Origin of the sequence: Micromonospora sp. NPDC000089, assembly GCF_042899365.1 — a bacterium.
Lineage (GTDB): Bacteria > Actinomycetota > Actinomycetes > Mycobacteriales > Micromonosporaceae > Micromonospora.
In genome coordinates, this window is sequence record NZ_JBIAZT010000006.1 from 194,066 (window position 1) to 209,707 (window position 15,642).

General features: G+C 74.1%; 12 protein-coding genes. 4 read left to right on the forward strand and 8 right to left on the reverse strand.

Features of this window, described 5'->3' with window-relative positions; translation table 11 throughout:
- Positions 1-23 precede the first annotated feature (23 nt).
- The 4 genes from ACFY3U_RS13925 to alr form a co-directional block, all read right to left on the reverse strand.
- Positions 24-3,248 carry an amino acid adenylation domain-containing protein gene (locus tag ACFY3U_RS13925; protein WP_387200194.1) on the reverse strand — a complete coding sequence of 1,075 codons (3,225 nt, stop codon included), beginning with the start codon at positions 3,246-3,248 and terminating at the stop codon, positions 24-26.
- Entirely contained in the window at positions 3,248-4,336 is a 1,089-nt protein-coding gene (locus ACFY3U_RS13930; protein WP_387200196.1) for an acyltransferase domain-containing protein, read from the reverse strand. The genes ACFY3U_RS13925 and ACFY3U_RS13930 overlap by 1 nt, the downstream gene beginning before the upstream one ends.
- A 220-nt stretch (positions 4,337-4,556) precedes the next feature.
- Positions 4,557-5,330, reverse strand: coding sequence for a tryptophan 2,3-dioxygenase family protein (locus tag ACFY3U_RS13935; RefSeq protein ID WP_387200199.1), 774 nt, complete (start codon positions 5,328-5,330; stop codon positions 4,557-4,559).
- A 173-nt stretch (positions 5,331-5,503) separates the two neighbouring features.
- Positions 5,504-6,607, reverse strand: a complete 1,104-nt coding sequence (alr, locus tag ACFY3U_RS13940) for an alanine racemase (protein WP_387200202.1) — start codon at positions 6,605-6,607, stop codon at positions 5,504-5,506.
- Between the two features lie 307 nt (positions 6,608-6,914).
- Between alr and ACFY3U_RS13945 the strand changes: the two genes are divergently transcribed.
- The 3 genes from ACFY3U_RS13945 to ACFY3U_RS13955 all read left to right on the forward strand — a co-directional run bounded on the left by ACFY3U_RS13945 (position 6,915) and on the right by ACFY3U_RS13955 (position 9,438).
- Complete coding sequence (locus tag ACFY3U_RS13945; RefSeq protein WP_387200206.1) at positions 6,915-7,163, forward strand: acyl carrier protein; 249 nt, start codon at positions 6,915-6,917, stop codon at positions 7,161-7,163.
- Complete coding sequence (locus ACFY3U_RS13950; RefSeq protein ID WP_387200209.1) at positions 7,160-7,708, forward strand: ferritin-like domain-containing protein; 549 nt, start codon at positions 7,160-7,162, stop codon at positions 7,706-7,708. Before ACFY3U_RS13945 ends, ACFY3U_RS13950 begins: the two co-directional genes overlap by 4 nt.
- Positions 7,709-7,827: 119 nt before the next feature.
- Entirely contained in the window at positions 7,828-9,438 is a 1,611-nt protein-coding gene (locus ACFY3U_RS13955) for an AMP-binding protein (protein ID WP_387200212.1), read from the forward strand.
- 47 nt (positions 9,439-9,485) lie between these two features.
- On the opposite strand, the gene ACFY3U_RS13960 is transcribed toward ACFY3U_RS13955, so the two are convergent.
- The 3 genes from ACFY3U_RS13960 to ACFY3U_RS13970 are packed head-to-tail and all read right to left on the reverse strand — an operon-like array spanning position 9,486 to position 12,339.
- The gene (locus ACFY3U_RS13960; RefSeq protein ID WP_387200215.1) at positions 9,486-10,670 is read right to left on the reverse strand and encodes an acyl-CoA dehydrogenase family protein; all 1,185 of its coding nucleotides are present in this window, start codon (positions 10,668-10,670) and stop codon (positions 9,486-9,488) included.
- Complete coding sequence (locus tag ACFY3U_RS13965; RefSeq protein WP_387200218.1) at positions 10,667-11,569, reverse strand: branched-chain amino acid transaminase; 903 nt, start codon at positions 11,567-11,569, stop codon at positions 10,667-10,669. The genes ACFY3U_RS13960 and ACFY3U_RS13965 overlap by 4 nt, the downstream gene beginning before the upstream one ends.
- Positions 11,569-12,339, reverse strand: coding sequence for a LuxR C-terminal-related transcriptional regulator (locus tag ACFY3U_RS13970; RefSeq protein WP_387200221.1), 771 nt, complete (start codon positions 12,337-12,339; stop codon positions 11,569-11,571). The genes ACFY3U_RS13965 and ACFY3U_RS13970 overlap by 1 nt, the downstream gene beginning before the upstream one ends.
- Positions 12,340-12,688: 349 nt before the next feature.
- Here ACFY3U_RS13970 and ACFY3U_RS13975 point away from each other — a divergent pair, with 349 nt between their 5' ends.
- The gene (locus tag ACFY3U_RS13975; RefSeq protein WP_387200223.1) at positions 12,689-13,927 is read left to right on the forward strand and encodes an alpha/beta fold hydrolase; all 1,239 of its coding nucleotides are present in this window, start codon (positions 12,689-12,691) and stop codon (positions 13,925-13,927) included.
- Positions 13,928-14,297: 370 nt separating this feature from the next.
- On the opposite strand, the gene ACFY3U_RS13980 is transcribed toward ACFY3U_RS13975, so the two are convergent.
- Positions 14,298-15,299 carry a beta-ketoacyl-ACP synthase 3 gene (locus ACFY3U_RS13980; RefSeq protein WP_387200226.1) on the reverse strand — a complete coding sequence of 334 codons (1,002 nt, stop codon included), beginning with the start codon at positions 15,297-15,299 and terminating at the stop codon, positions 14,298-14,300.
- Positions 15,300-15,642 lie beyond the last annotated feature (343 nt).

The following is a 15,642-nucleotide window of genomic DNA, read 5'->3' on the forward strand; positions in this document are numbered from 1 at the left end:
TCCGGGCGCGCGGGCCGTGGGGGTCAGACCCGCTGGGCCAGCCGGGGCTGGCGGGTGATCGCCGGCGCGGCGACGGCCGGCCGCTTCGCCAGGTCGTCGATGGCGGCGGCCAGCCGTTCCAGGACGGGGTGGTCGAAGACCGCGCGGACCGGCACCTCGACGCCGAGGCTGCCGCGCAGCTTGAAGGCGACCCGGGTGGCGAGCAGGGAGTGCCCGCCGAGGGCGAAGAAGTCGTCGTGCGCGCCGGCCTTCTCCACCCCGAGCATCTCCCGCCAGGCCGCCGCCACCGCCTCCTCGGTCCCGGTGCGGGGCGCGACGTACTCCCGGTCCACGCTCGTCCGGGCGCCGTCGAAGTCCGGCAGCGCGCCCCGGTCGGTCTTTCCGTTCGGGGTGAGCGGGAACCGGTCCAGCGTCACCAGGTGGGCGGGGACCATGTACTCCGGCAGCAGCGCGCGCAGCCCCTCGGTCACCTCGACGTCGACCACGGTCGTGGAGTCCGCCGGCACCAGGTACGCCACCAGCCGGGTGTCCCCGGCGATCTCCCTCGGCAGCACCACGGCGTCGGCGATCTCCGGCCGGTCCCGCAGCACCGCCTCGATCTCGCCCGGCTCCACCCGGAAGCCCCGAATCTTGACCTGCTGGTCGGCGCGGCCGAGGAACTCCAGCTCGCCGTCGTCGGTCCACCGGGCCAGGTCGCCGGAGCGGTACATGCGCTGCTCGCCCTCGCCGGCGTACGGGTCGGACCGGAAGCGGGCGGCGGTCAGCTCGGGCAGGTTCCGGTAGCCGAGGGTGACCCCGGCGCCGGCCACGAAGATCTCGCCCCGCATCCCCGGCGGCACCGGCATGCCGCGCTCGTCGAGCAGGTAGATCCGCAGGTCGGGCAGGGGTCGGCCGACGTTGCTGCGGACCGGGCCGGTGAGGTCGGCGCGGGTGATCCGCCGGTAGGTGGAGTGCACCGTGGTCTCGGTGATCCCGTACATGTTGACCAGGCGGGGCTGCTCGTCGCCGTACCGGTCGACCCAGGGCGCCAGCGCCGGGATGTCCAGGTACTCACCGGCGAAGATCACGTACCGCAGCGGCAGCCGGGGCGCGCCGTCGGCCAGGGCCGGGGGCATGAACTGCCGGAACGCCGACGGGGTCTGGCTGAACACGGTGACCCGCTCGGCGGCGAGCAGGGCCAGCAGCGCCTCCGGGTCGCGGACCGCCTCGTGCGGCACCACCACCAGCCGGGCCCCGTGCCCGAACGCGCCCCACATCTCGAACACCGACACGTCGAAGGCGTACGAGTGGACCATGCTCCACCCGTCCTCGGCGGTGAACTCCATCCGGGTGCCCGCACCGGCCACCAGTCGGGCCACGTTGGCGTGGCTGACCAGCACCCCCTTCGGGTGCCCGGTGGAGCCGGAGGTGTAGATCAGGTAGGCGACGTCGTCGGGGACCGGGCCGTCCGCCGGCGGCTCGGCCGGACGCGCCGCGATGGCATCGGCCTCGGCGTCCAGGTCCACCACCCGGCCGGCGAACTCCGGTACGGCTTCGGCCGCCGCCCGGTGGGTCACCAGCACGTCCACCTCGGCGTCGGCGAGGATCCAGCGCATCCGCTCGGCCGGGTGACCCAGGTCCAGCGGCACGTACGCCGCCCCGGCGGTGAGCACGCCGAGCACGCCGACCACGGTCTCCAGCGACCGGTGCAGGCACAGCCCGACCCGGTCGCCGGGGCGTACGCCGGATTCGCGCAGGTGGTGGGCGAGTCGGTTGGCCCGGGCGGCGAGCTCGGCGTAGCTGAGCCGCTGTCCCGCGTACACCACCGCGGTGGCGTCCGGGGTGGCCGTGACGGCGCGGGAGAACAGCTCGGGCAGCGCGGCGACCGGCTGCGGCTCGGTGGCGTTCCACTCCAGCAGCACCTGTCGCCACTGCTCGGTGGGCATGATGTCCATGTCGCCCAGCCGCAGCTCGGGGTAGCGCGTCATGTTGGTCAGGGTGGCGGAGAACTGGTCCACCAGCCGACGCACCGCGGTGGCGGTGAACCGGGTCTGGTCGTAGACCATCCGCGGCACCGGCATCGCCTCGCCCGGCATCACGATCATGGTGATCGGGAAGTGTGGGCGGCCGTCGTAGGTGGACTCCACCAGCTCGACGCCGTCCAGACCGAGGTCGGGCACGGGCACGTTCTCGAAGGCCAGGTCCAGCTCGAACAGCGGACGGTTGCCCGGCAGGTCGGCCAGCCGGCGCAGGTCGGTCAGCGAGATGTCGGCGTGCTCACGAGCCCGGGCCATGTCCGTCTGCAGCTCCCGCAGCCAGTCGACGAGCGGTGCGTCGTCGCGGATCCGGGCCCGCACCGGCATGGTGGCCAGCATCGGCCCCATGATCCGTTCGCTGCCGGTCAGGGTCGCCGGGCGCTGGGTGCCGGTGGAGCCGGCCAGGACATCGGCCCGGCCCAGGTAGCGGCTGAGCACCAGCATCCAGGCGCCCTGCATGACGGTGTTCAGGGTGAGACCGTGCTCCCGGGCGAAGGTGGTCAGTGGAGGGATCTGCTCCAGCAGCTCCGGCGTCGGCAGCACCGCGTGGGTGGGCTCACCCTCGGGCAGCGGCACGACGGGCGCGGGGCCCAGCTCGAGCGTGTCCGGGGCGGTGTAGCCGGCCAGGTGCTCGCGCCAGAACTCCTCGGTCGCCGACCGGTCCTGCCGGGCCCACCAGGACAGGTACGCCCGGTAGGGCCGGGCCGGCGGCAGGTCCGCGGCACCGCCGGTGGCGTACGCGTTGTAGAGGCTGGTCAGCTCCGCGAAGGCGAGGCCGAACGACCAGCCGTCCATCAGCAGGTGCGAGAAGCTCCAGAAGAACTCCCACTCCTCGTCGGCGAAGCGGATCAGCCGCCCACGCATCAGCGGAGCGGTGGCGTAGTCGAAGCCGGTCATCCGGTCCGCGTGGGCGAACTCGTCGTACCGCTCCCGCTGCTCGGCCGGGTCCGCGGCGCGCCAGTCCAGCACGTCGATCGGGAACTCCACGTCCCGGTGCACCACCTGGAGGGCCTTGTCGACGCCCTCCCAGTGGAAGCTGGTCCGCAGCACCGCGTGCCGGTCCACGATGGCCTGCCAGGCGGACCGGTACGCGCCGACGTCGAGCGGGCCGCGCATCCGCATGGTCACCTGTTCCAGGTAGATGCCGCTGCCGGGCGAGTACAGATTGTGGAACAGCAGCCCCTCCTGGATCGGGGACAGCTCGTAGACGTCCTCGATGCCCTCGAGCTCCATCAGATTCTCCTCCCGGGCCGGGGTGTGCCGGCTCGCGTGTGGTCGGGCGGGTGGGGTCGGTCCCGCCGGGCGGCGGGGTCCGCGAGCAGCGCCCGGACGGCGGCGACGGGATCCGGGCGCCGCCCGGCCGGTTCGGCGCCGGCGCGGGCCGGCCCGACGGGCAGGGCCGGCCGGTCCGGGGTGAGCTGGGTCAACAGCGCGGTCAGGGTGCCGCCCGGCCCCACCTCCACCGGCACGTCGCGGTCGGCGAGCTGCCCGGCCGCGTCGGCGAAGCGGACGGGCCAGCCGGGCAGGCGCAGCCAGTGCTCCCGGTCGACCGACTCCTCGGCGCTGACCGGGCGTCCGCTGACCGTGCTGATCCAGGTGATCCGGGGCGGGCGGGGCGTCGTGCGGCTCAGTGCCGCGGCGACCGGCCCGAGCCGGGACGGCACGTCGTCGGGGTGTCCGGTGACCGGCACCACCGGCCGGTGGCAGGTCACGTAGAGCTGGGCGAGGGCGCGTTCCCACCGCCGCAGCTCCGGTTCCGGTCCGGCGACCACGCAGCACTCCGGCGTGTCCACGGCCACCAACCGGACGCCCGGTGGCAGTTGCCGGGTCACCTCGCTGGCAGGCATCCCGACCGTCATGGTCGCGGTCGGCGGCAGGTCGGCGTCGAGTCGGCCGTACGCGGTCGCCAGCCACAACGCCTCCGTCGGGTCGAGGACGCCGGCCACGCAGGCGGCGGTGAGTTCACCCGCGCCGTAGCCGAGCACGGCGTCGGGGCGCAGCCCGCCGGCGGCGAGCTGCCGGGTCAGCGCGTACTCCAGGGCGAACAGGGCGACAGCCGCGCAGTCCGCCGGCACGGCCCGGTTCGGTGGGCCGAGCAGCGCCGCCCGTACCCGGTCACGGAGGGTCGCATCCAGGGTGGCCAGCGCGGCGTCGAGTTCGGCGCGGACCACCGGCTCGGCGTCGTACGGGGCGCGTCCCATGCCGGCCCGCACGGCCGCCCGCCCGGGGTACAGGAGGACCAGTCGGGGCGGGCGATCGGTGGTCAGGGCGTCCGGCGCCGGCGCGTCCACCCACGCGGTGGACCGGGACGTCTCGGTCATCGGGTCCCCTCTCCGCCGTGCCCACGCCGGTCGGTGCGCCGGCACCGGCGCCGCGACACCGCCCGTCGATCACGTTGCCGTCCGGCCGGCGGCCCGGCCGCCCTCGGACGGAGACTCCGCCCGGGCACACCCCGGCGGGGCCCGCCCGCGGTGCCCGAACGGCTACCCGCACCGGGCGCCCCGGGGCGGGTGGGCGGTGCAGTGGGGGTGATCGACGCGGTCACAACCGGGTCCGCATCTCCCACAGCTCCGGGAAGAACCGTTCGTCGCGCCGCGATCGGAGGTACTCCACCCCGCTGGAGCCGCCGGTGCCCGGCCGGTGGCCGATCAACCGCTCCACGGCCAGGGCGTGCCGCGAGCGCCACATCGCCCACGACTCGTCGTGGTCGAGCAGCGACTCGGCGACGGCGAGCAGGTCCCGGTCGGCGCCGTCGGCGCGCAGCAGCCGGACCGGGTCGGCCACGCCCCGTCGGCGCAGCACCGCCCGGAAGGCGTCGCCGACGCTCGGCTCACCCAGCCGGCGCTCCAGCCGGGCGAGGTCGACGCTGCCGGGCGTGAGCACCCCCGCGTGCCGCCGGCGCCGCAGGCCGGACAGGTACTCGATCTCCCGGTAGCGGACGGACTGGAATCCGCTGGCGGAGCCGAGGTGGGAGCGCAGGCCGGCGAAGCCGGCCGGGGTGAGGGTGGTGAGGGTGTCGAGCTGGCTCACCAGCAACCGGTCCACCGCCACCACCCGGCGAAGCCGGTCCAGCGCGGCGGGCAGCGCATCGGCGTAAAGGGCGGCACGGGCGGCGACCAGCTCGTGCAGGATCAGCTCGAACCACACCTCGAACGCCTGGTGCACCAGCACGAAGAACCGGCCGTCCGGGTGGTCCGGCACCTGTTCGGTCGCCGCCATCAGGGCGTCCAGGTGCAGGAAGGAGCCGTAGTCGACGGGTGCCGGGGCCGACGCGGCGGCGCCCGGCTCGGCGCGCTGGTCCTGGTGGAGGGTCATCGCCGCGAACCGCCTTCCGTTCCGGTCGGCGGCGTGGGTCGCCACCGACGATGGTGAATCTGGCACCGTCCCGTCACCGCGGACAGCCACCAACGCCCCCGACGACCGGGGCCCCGCCACCCACCCGATGGACCGGCCCGATCGGGGCGGACGTCGGTGCGACACCGGGGCGGTCAGCGGTAGGTCCGGTGCACCCGTGGGCCGAGGCGGGTGAGCAGCTCGTTGGGGATGGTGCCGACCGCGTCGGCCAGCTCCACCAGCGTCGGCTCGCCACCGGTGCCCGGCCCGAAGAGCACCACCGGGTCGCCGGCGACCACCGGGGCGTCGGGCACGTCGACCACGAACTGGTCCATGCAGACCCGGCCGCTGATCCGGCGCCGCCGCGCGGCGAGCAGGACCTCGGCCCGGTTCCCGGCGGCGCGCGGCACGCCGTCGGCGTACCCGGCGGCCACCAGGGCGAGGGTGGTGCGGCGGGTGGTGACGTACTCGTGGCCGTAGGAGACCGGGGTGCCGGCCGCCACCTCACGGGCCAGCACGACCGGGGCGCGCAGGGTCATCGCCGGGATCAGCTCCACCGGCGGCGGTCCGGGCAGTGGGTTGACGCCGTAGATCGCGATGCCGGGCCGGACCAGGTCGTACCCGGCCGCCGGCACGGACAGCGCGGCGGCCGAGTTGGCCAGGTGGCGCAGCCGGGGGGTGATGCCGTGGGCCGCCGCCACCTCGAGCGCCTCCGCGAAGGCCGCCAGCTGTCGTTCGGTCGACGGATGACCCGGCTGGTCGGCGTTGGCCAGGTGGCTCCACACGCCGACCACGTCCAGCTCGTCCCCGACGGACTTCCCGGCTGCGAGCAGCAGCTCCGGCCAGCGGGCCGGGGTGGCGCCGGCGCGGGCGCAGCCGGTGTCGACCTTGAGGTGCACCCGGGCCGCCCGTCCGGTCCGCCGGGCGGCGGCCAGCAGTTCGTCGAGCACCCACCGGTCGGAGACGGAGACGTCGACGTCCGCCGATACGGCCGGCGCCAGGTCCTCGCCCGGCCGGGGCAGCCAGCACAGCACCGGCGCGGTGATCCCGGCGGCCCGCAACGCCAGCGCCTCCGGCAGGTAGGCGGTGCCGAGCCAGCTCGCGCCGCCGGTGAGCGCCGCCCGGGCGGCGGGGACCAGGCCGTGGCCGTACCCGTCCGCCTTGACCACGGCCATCACCTCCGCGGCCCGCAGGTGGCGCAGCGCGGAGACGTTGTGCGCGATGGCCGCGAGATCGATCTCCGCTTCGCATCCGACCATGCCGCGACTGTGGTCCGCGGGCTGGCGCGGCGCACTACCCGATCGGACCGTCCGGTGTGCCGGTCCGCGTGGCCGGGGAACGGCCCGCGGCCCACCCGCCCCGGACCGGGTGGGTACGAACCGGCACCCCGACCGGGCCTGGTCGGGTACTCCGACCGCCACGGCCGGCCGGCGGCGACGAAGTGGGTCCCTCTTCCGGGGGTACGGGGCCACCGGGGCGGGCTTAGCGTCCGGAACGCGGCTGCCCGTCCCCGTGGACCGGCAAGCCGACAGGTATCCGCGTGCGGCAGACCGGTGGGAGCGAGCGATGGACGAACAACAGGCATTGGCACTGGTGACCAGCCTGGTGGCCCGGGGCCGGGGAGTGGACGTGCGCGCCCTGAGCCCGGAGACGAGTCTCGTGGACGACCTCGGTTTCGATTCCCTGGACGCCTCGGAGCTGCTCGCGGCCCTGCACACCGAGACCGGCACCCACCTTCCCCTGTCCGACCTGTCCGACCTGCGCACGATCGGGGACGTCGGACGTGCGCTGACCCAGCAGGAGGCCACCCCGTGATCACCGCTACCGGCCGACACATCGACCCGGAGGATCCGGTCTGGATCCTCAACCAGTACCGCGCCGCGGAGGTGCACGGCGCGGGCGCCATCATGCGGATGGCCCGGCTCGCCGACACCGGCCGGCTGCGCAGCGACCTGTCCCGGCACCTGCGGGACGAGGCGGTGCACGCCTGGTTGTGGACCCGTGCGATCGAGGAGTTCGGCGGCGAGGTGGTGGAGGTGGCACAGCCCTACCAGGCCCGCCTCTCCGCGCACTTCGGCATCCCGAAGACGCTCACCGACATGCTGGCGCTGACCCTGGTGTCGGAGAAGCGCGGGCTGTCGGAGTACGAGCTGCACGTGGGCCAGGAGGACCTGCCGCAGGAGGTCCGCCGCCCGCTGCGCGCCATCATCCGTGACGAGGCCTGGCACGTCTCCTACATCGAGGAGGCGCTGCGGGAACGGGCCCGGGAGGACCGACGGGTGGACGACATCATCGACCGCGCCCACGAGGCCGACGTGCGGGCGGTGGCCGAGCTGGAGGCCGAGGCGACGAACGCCTGACGCGAGGTCGTACCGGCTGTGCCCGCGGCGGCGGGCGCAGCCGGTGTCCCGTCCGGCACCCACGCCACCCGCCGGGCCAGTTCGACTCCGCCGCAGCCTCGACGACGATTGGCGACCCGATGACGCAGCTCGACCTGTCCCCCACCGTCACCTGGCCGGAGAGCTACGCGACCGAGCCGGGCCTGAGCCTCGAAGAGATCGTCCGGCCGTACGGGTCGTCGGCGATGGTCAGCTTCCTCGCCGCCGACGGCGCCCGTGACGGCGCCAGTTACGACCTGCTGGCCCGGCGGATCACCTACGCCGCACACCGGTTGCGGGCCGCCGGTCTGCGCCCGGGCGACCCGGTGGCCCTCACCGTCGCCAACGACCTGCCCACGGTCACTGCCGCGTTGGGGATCTGGGCCGCCGGTGGCACCCTGGTCTCGCTGCCGCCGCCGCCGCGACGCGACCGCGCCGGGTACGCTCAGCGGTTCGGCCCGGTGCTCGACGCCATGGAGTGCCGGCTGTACCTGACCGACGCGCCGGACGAGGCGCCGTTGACTCCCCGGGTGCGCGGCCTGCCGGTCGCCGCCCTGCACGGCGAGGAGCGGGTGGCCGATCCCGAGCCCACCATCCCCCGTACGGCGCTGGTGCAGTTCACCTCCGGCAGCATCGGCACGCCCAAGGGCGTCGCCGTGCGCGGCGACACCTTCGCCGGGCACGTCAAGATGATCAGTCGCTGCTTCGGCCTCGATCCCGACCGCGACACGATGGCGACCTGGTTGCCGCTCTACCACGACCTGGGCTTCGTGTGCTTCTTCGGCTCGGCGTTCTACGCCCGGATCACCCAGACGCACCTCGATCCCAGGGCGTTCGTGCTGGACCCGAGCCGCTGGCTGACGCTGCTCGCGGCCGAGCGGGCCACGATCAGCGGGGCGCCGAACTTCGGATTCCGGCTCGCCTCCCGGGTGCCGTACCCGCCGGGGCTGGACCTGTCCGCGATGCGGGCCTGCCTGAACGCCGCCGAGCGGGTGGTCTGGTCGGACCTGCTGGACTTCCACCGGGTGGCCGGCCCGCTCGGGTTCCCCTGGGAGGCCGTCATGCCCGCGTACGGGCTGGCGGAGGGGACGGTCGGCGTGTCCTGCGCCCCGCACGACCGGGGCCCGGTGCTCGGGCCCGACGGGCACGTCTCACTCGGCCCGCCGCTGCCCGGAAACCGGTACGCCGTCTCGGGCGGGGACCCCGCCGGCAGCTTGCTGCTCGACTCCGACTGGCTCTTCGAGGGCTACTGGACTGCCGACGGTTTCCAGGACCGGACGCCCGGGCCGTTCGACACCGACGACGCGGCGTTCGTGCACGACGGCGAGCTGTTCGTGATCGGTCGGCGGGCCGATGTGGCGTCGGTCTCGGGCCACAACGTGTTCGCCGAGGACGTCGAGGCGGTGGCGCTCGGCTCGGGCGGACCGGAGCTGCTGGGCTGTGCGGCGTTCAAGCACCGGACCGAGGGCGGCGAGCGCTTCGGACTGGTGCTGGAGATCTCCCCGCGCGAACGGCAGGCCGCCACCGAGCTGGCCCGTACGGCCCGGCGAGCGGTCAGCGAGGCGCTCGGCACCCGGGCGGCGCCGGTCCTGGTGGTGCAGCGGGGGGCGATTCCGCGTACCACCTCCGGCAAGCCGCGCCGCTGGGCGCTGCGGGACGCCGTTCTCGGCGGGGAACTGCCACCCCGTCGGGTACTGGCCACCCTGGCCTGAAGGGAAGGGGGTGGGGCGCACGGCGCGCCCCACCCCCTTCCGATGTCTCACGGTCGCGGCGCGTCCCCGGCGGCCAGCAGGTCCAGCTCCGCGTCGAAGCGGGGGTCGGCCCGGAACAACCGGCTGGCCAGCAGCTCGGTGAGCACCTCGTCGGCGCCACCGCCGATGCGGGCCAGCCGCACGTCGCGCCACCAGCCCTCCAGCGGGAAGTTGGTGGTGTAGCCGCGGGCGCCGAAGGTCTGGAGGCAGTCGTCGGTGACGCCCTCCACCGTGTCGCAGACGACCAGTTTGAGCGCGGCCACCTCGTGCGCGAAGCCCTCTCCGGCGACCGCGCGGGCCACGGTGTCGCGCAGGGCGGCGGCGGCCACGCCGAGCCGCGCGTGGGCGTGGGCGAGCCGGTGCCGGACCACCTGCTTGTCCAGCAGCGGCCTGCCCTCGATAACCCGACGGCGGGCGAACGCGGCCGCGAGGCCCAGGGCCATCCGGCCGGCGGTGAGCAGCTGGGCGCAGATGGACAGCCGCTCGAACTGCAGCAGCCGGCTGGCGTACGCCAGACCCATGCCGGGCGCGCCGAGCAGCGCCTCCGGGCCGAGGTGGGCGTCGAGGCCGACCTCGCCCACGTCGCAGGAGCGCAGGCCGGCGGCGGCGAAGAAGCCCTCCACGTGGACTCCCGGCGCGTCCAGCGGCACCAGGAACAGGGCGAGGTCACGGGGGCCGCTGCCGGCGACCCGGCCCACCGCGAGCAGGTGGGTCGCGGCTCCCAGGTTCGACACGTAGCGTTTCCGGCCGACCAGGCGCCAGCCGTCCCCTTGCCGGGTCGCGGTGGTGCGCAGGCCGGCCAGGTCCGACCCGCCATGCGGCTCGGTCGCCCCGAAGCAGCCGACGGCCCGCCCGTCGAGCGCGTCGTCGAGCAGCGTCCGCTGGGCGTCGCCGTCGGCCAGCCAGCGCAGCGCCCCGACGAAGACCTCGCTGTGCCCCATCGCGGCGAGCGCGAGCCCGCTGTCGAACTCGCTCAACTCCTCGGCCATGGCGATCAGCCGGGGCACGCCGGCCGCGGCACCGGGCAGCCACCGCTCCCGGAACACCCCGTGCGCCGCCAGGATGGGCAGCACCTCCCGCGGGAGATGCCCGGCCGCGGCCCAGTCCGGCCTCCGGTCCGCGTCGAGGGCGGCGAGCGCGGCCCGCACCGAGCCGCGGTACTCGCGCTCCGTCACGGTGGCCGGCGCGCTCACGCCACCAGCTCCCGCCACTCGGGGTGGGCGGTGTCGCGCCCGGTGGTCAGGTCGACGTAGCCGGCGGCGATCCGCTGGGTCACCGGGCCGACCTTGCCGCCGCCGATCGGGCGACCATCCACGTTGAGCACCGGGACGATCCCGGCCGCCGTGCCGGTGAGGAAGCACTCGTCGGCGTGGTAGAGGTCGGTCCGGACCAGGACGTCGGCGCGGGCCGGCACGCCGGCCTCGGTGGCCAGCGTCAACACCGTGTCCCGGACGACGCCCTCCAACGCGCCGGAGGCCAGCTGTGGGGTACGCAGCTCGCCGTCGCGGACCACGAAGAGGTTGTGTGCCCAGCCGTCGGTGACGTGCCCCTCGGTGTTGAGCATGATCGCCTCGTCGTACCCGCTGGTGAGGGCCTCCATCTGGGCCAGGTAGGAGTTGAGGTACTGGCCGGTGGCCTTCGCCGCGGGGGGCAGCACGTTCGAGGGCATCCGCTGGAAGCTGGCCACCTTGGCCTTCACCCCGTGCTGCTTGGCGCCGCCGGCGAGCGGCCCGTCGGAGGAGGCCAGCACCGCCACCCGGTACGGCGCGGTGAGTGGGCTCTCCCCGGCGCCGAGGAAGACGATCGGCCGCAGGTACGCGTCGGTGAGCCCGTTGGCGCGTACCACCGACCGGCAGGCCTCGGCCAGGTCCTCCACTTCGTACGGCAGCCGGACCAGGTAGGTCGCGGCGGACCGGGCGAGGCGGCGCAGGTGGTCGGTGAGCCGGAACACCGCCGGCCCCTGCGGGGTGCCGTGACAGCGGACCCCCTCGAAGAATCCGATCCCGTAGTGCAGGCCGTGCGCGCTGACATGCACCTGCGCGTCGTCCCAGTCGACCAGCGAACCGTCCAGCCACACCTTGGCACCGGTCATCACGCTCTCCCTCCATTGCCCCACCGCTGCTGCTCCGGCGCGGACACGATGCGGCGGCGAAGGTTCACCACGGCGGGATCCGGAGGGGCCGCACGCTCCTCGGTGAGCAGGCCGTGGTTGAGGGCGACGGTCACCGCCACTGTCCGGTTGGGACAGTTGAGCTTGGCCAGGACGTTGCCGACGTGCCGCTTCGCGCCGTGCTCGGAGATGCCGAGCCGACGGGCGATCTGCTTGTTGCTGAGCCCTTCGGCGAGGAGCTTAAGGGCCTGCCGCTCACGGGGCGTGAGCATGAACGGCGGGTCCGACCGGGGCTTGCCAGTGGTCCGCAGCTCGTCGAGAATGCGCCGCGCCAGCGAGCCCGGGATGGGCATCTCGCCGTGCCGCAACTTGCGCAGGCTGTCGGCGAGAATGGCCCGGTTGAGGCCGGGTTCGAGCAGAAACCCGTCGACCGGCAGCGCCGCGACATCGGGCAGCAGCGCGTCCTCGGTCCTGCGCAGCAGGAACAGCGTCGACGTACCGGCCCGGGCGGCGGCCGCGAGCAGCTCCCCCGTGCCCTGCGCCGCCCCGTCCACCGCGACGATCAGGATCTGGTACCTCCCGGTCTCCAGCAGCCCGATGGTGGCCTGCGGATCCTCACCAGCGTCCACGGCCGTCACGCCCGGCAGGTCGGTCAGCATCTGACTGAGACCGCACCGGGTCAACTCGTTGTCGATCACCACCAGGACCGCGACGGCCCCCGCCCGCAGCCGGTTCTCGCTCACCTCGTGCATGCTTCTCCTCCGCGGGCCGGTTTGGCCCCTCGCGCACCCGGCATCCGACACCGGCGGCCGACCCCTGGCCGCGTTTCGCCGACACCGTCGAGGGGGACGTGACTGACCGGACGGACAGGGCCAGACATCCGGCCCGGTCGATCATTTCAGCGAATGCTAACTGCGATCGGCCGTTCGCACCAGAAAACAGGAATAGAACTCTGGTGAGTGGTTGGCGGTTCGGTCGGCGACGGCCGGCATAGCGGCTTTCGCTGCTGGGCCGGTCGTGCAAGCATGCGTTGTGCCGATCAACTCAGCAACGAGGCGGGCGATAATGACCGTTCTGCGCACAGCAGGCGCATTAGCATTGATGGCCGTTGCGATTGGGGTCGGCTGGGCAGCGACGTTCGCCGTGGCGCGGGCCACCGAGCGGCCGGCGCTCTTCCTCACCGCCGGGCTGCTGGGGTACGCCCTCACGCTGACACCGGCCGTGTGGTGGCTCACCCGGCACCCGGCCGGCGAACCGACCGGACGCTCGCGCGTCGCGCTGGCCGCCGTCGCGGTGGCCCTGGTCCTCGTGCCGGCGGCGTGGGCGGTCCTCGACCCGCAGCGGCCCGACGTGCCACCCGCACCGGAAGGCACCCGCTTCTGGACCCTGCCGGACGGCAACCGGATCGCCGCGCTGCGGATTTCCGCGCGTCCCGCGGCGACCGCCGACCCGGTGGTGTTCCTGCACGGCGGCCCGGGTGTGGCGGACCCGGACCACGACGCCCCGGTGCTGGCCCGGCTGGCCGACAGCGGCCGTGACGTCTGGTTGTACGACCAGGTCGGGGCGGGTCGCTCCAGCCGGCTGGCCGATCCGCGCGGGTATTCGCTGGAGCGCGACGTGGCGGACCTGGAGCAGGTCCGTCGGCTGATCGGCACGCCCCGGATGGCGCTGATCGGCCACTCCTACGGGGCCACGCTGGCCGCGACGTACCTCGCCCGCCGCCCCGAGCACGTCTCCCGGGTGGTCTTCTCCTCGCCCGGGCGGCTGGTGCCCGAGGTCGGGGACGTCAGTGGCACCGGAATGCTCGGCCGGCTGGCCCCGCGGCAGCGGCTGGCGGCGTTCGCGACCCTGCTACGGCCGCGGGCGACGCTGACCTACAGCCTACTCAAGGCCGACCCCCGGGCGGCGCACGCGCTCTCCGGCGACGACGAGATGGACAGCCGCTTCGTCACCCTCTACGCGCAGTCGGCGCCCGGCCTGGTGTGCCCCGGCAGCCCGCCGCCACCGCCGCCGGTCCGACCCGGCTTCTACGCCAACGAGGTGCCGTTGAACAGCACCCGGCCGGCCGACGACATCCGCCCCGCCCTCGGTGCGGTGCGCGTACCGGCCCTGATCCTCAAGGGCGGCTGCGACTACCTGCCCTGGTCGTTGGCGGTCGACTACCGGGACAGCGTGCCCGGCAGTCGGCTGCTCTACTTCGGCGACTGCGGCCACCAGCACTACCTGGAACAGCCCGACCGGTTCCTGGCCGTGATCGACGCGTTCCTGGCCGACCGGCCGGTCCCCTGGCCGGTCTGGTTGGGCGCCGAGCCTCCCGCGGGCTATCGCGGGACGCGTTGACCCCGCCCGCCGGCATCGACGGACGACGACTCGACGGCCGACCAGGGTGCCGGACATGGCCTCTGAACAGGGCTTTCCTTCATCGTTGGAAATTGTGCTAGCTTCTGCTCACCGAGATGGTGTTCACCCGTTCACCGTGTCGATTTAGCCACGCCGCCACGACCCGCTCAACCGGCGACAGAACTGCTCTCCACCCCTTCGCAGAAGCATTTTGGCAGCCCGCGCCGGAGATACTCGACAGTAACTAAATTCTTGAGCGCGCAAATATTAACGGCCGTTTCCGGAACGGCAATGGCCGGCGCCGGTCGCCGGTGCACCGGGCCCACCCGAGGGCGTTCGGGCAGCCGGACGAGCCGACCCGGCACGGAGCTCAGGGCAGCCGGACGACCTGACCGGCGTAGAGCAGTCCCGCGCCGAAGCCGAGCAGCAGGGCGAGGCCACCGCTCACCTCCGGAACCCGGGCCACCAACCGGTCCATCGCCATCGGCACCGACGCGGCGGCCGTGTTGCCCAGCTCCGCCACGTCCCGCGCCACGACCACCGACGAGGGCAGGTCGAGCCCCTCCACCAGGGCGTCCGTGATCCGGTCGTTGGCCTGGTGGGGAACGAACGCGGTCAGCTCGGCCGCCGTCACGCCCGCCGCCGCCAGCGCGGCCCGGGCCACCTCCCGCATCCGGGTGACCGCCCACCGGAAGACCGTCGGCCCCTGCAGGCGCAGGTAGGGGAAGCCGGCGTCCGGGTCATCGCGCAACGCCGACCAGGACCGGGGCTGCGCGATGGCGTCACCGCGGCCGCTCTCCGACCCCCAGACCACCGGCGAGATGCCCGGCTGACGGGACGGCGCCACCACCGCCGCACCGGCACCGTCACCGAAGAGGAAGGCCGAGGACCGGTCGCGCGGATCCACGATGTCGCTCATCCGCTCGACCCCGACCACCAGGACGTGCTCCGCGGAGCCGGCGGCGACCAGGTCCCGCGCCACGCCCAGCGCGTAGCAGAAGCCGGCACACCCGGCGTTGAGGTCGAAGGCGGCCGCCACGTCCGCCCCCGGGCCGAACAGGCGCACGATCTGGGTCGCGACGGCCGGGGCCTGCCGCAGGTGGCTCATGGTCGTGGCAATCACGCAGTCGACCCGCTCCACCGGGAGACCGGCCGCCGCGAGCGCCTTCGTGCCCGCGCCGTACCCCATCACCGCCAGGCTCTCCTGCGGCCCGGCAAACCTCCGCTGGCGGATGCCGGAACGCCGCACGATCCACTCGTCGGTCGAGTCGATGCCGGCGCACACCTCCTGGTTGCCGACCACCCGCTCGGGCAGACAGCTCCCGACACCGACGATCGAGGCGTGCCGCCCGGTCAGTCTCGACACCTCCACCAGTCCCTCCCTGCCCGTGGTCGGCTCGGCGCCCGGCTACGGGCGTCGCAGCCATCCTCACCCGGGTGCGCCGGTGGCGACGATCCCCGCCCGCATGGCCCGTCCGTGCCGGCGCATCAGGACGACCGGAGTACCCGTTCGTACCCTCCGTCCGGTCACCCCCGGCAACCCGTCCGTCCACTCCGGACGTACGCCCTGACGGGCCATTGCCCGCCGTTTTCGGGCGCCGTCGAACCGATCCCACCGCTGCCGAGGTCCGACCGCGGCCGATGGTGATCATCGAGAGCGTGGAGCGCACCCGAGTCCAGGTGCCGCGATTCCAGGAGCGGGGACCGATCGGTCG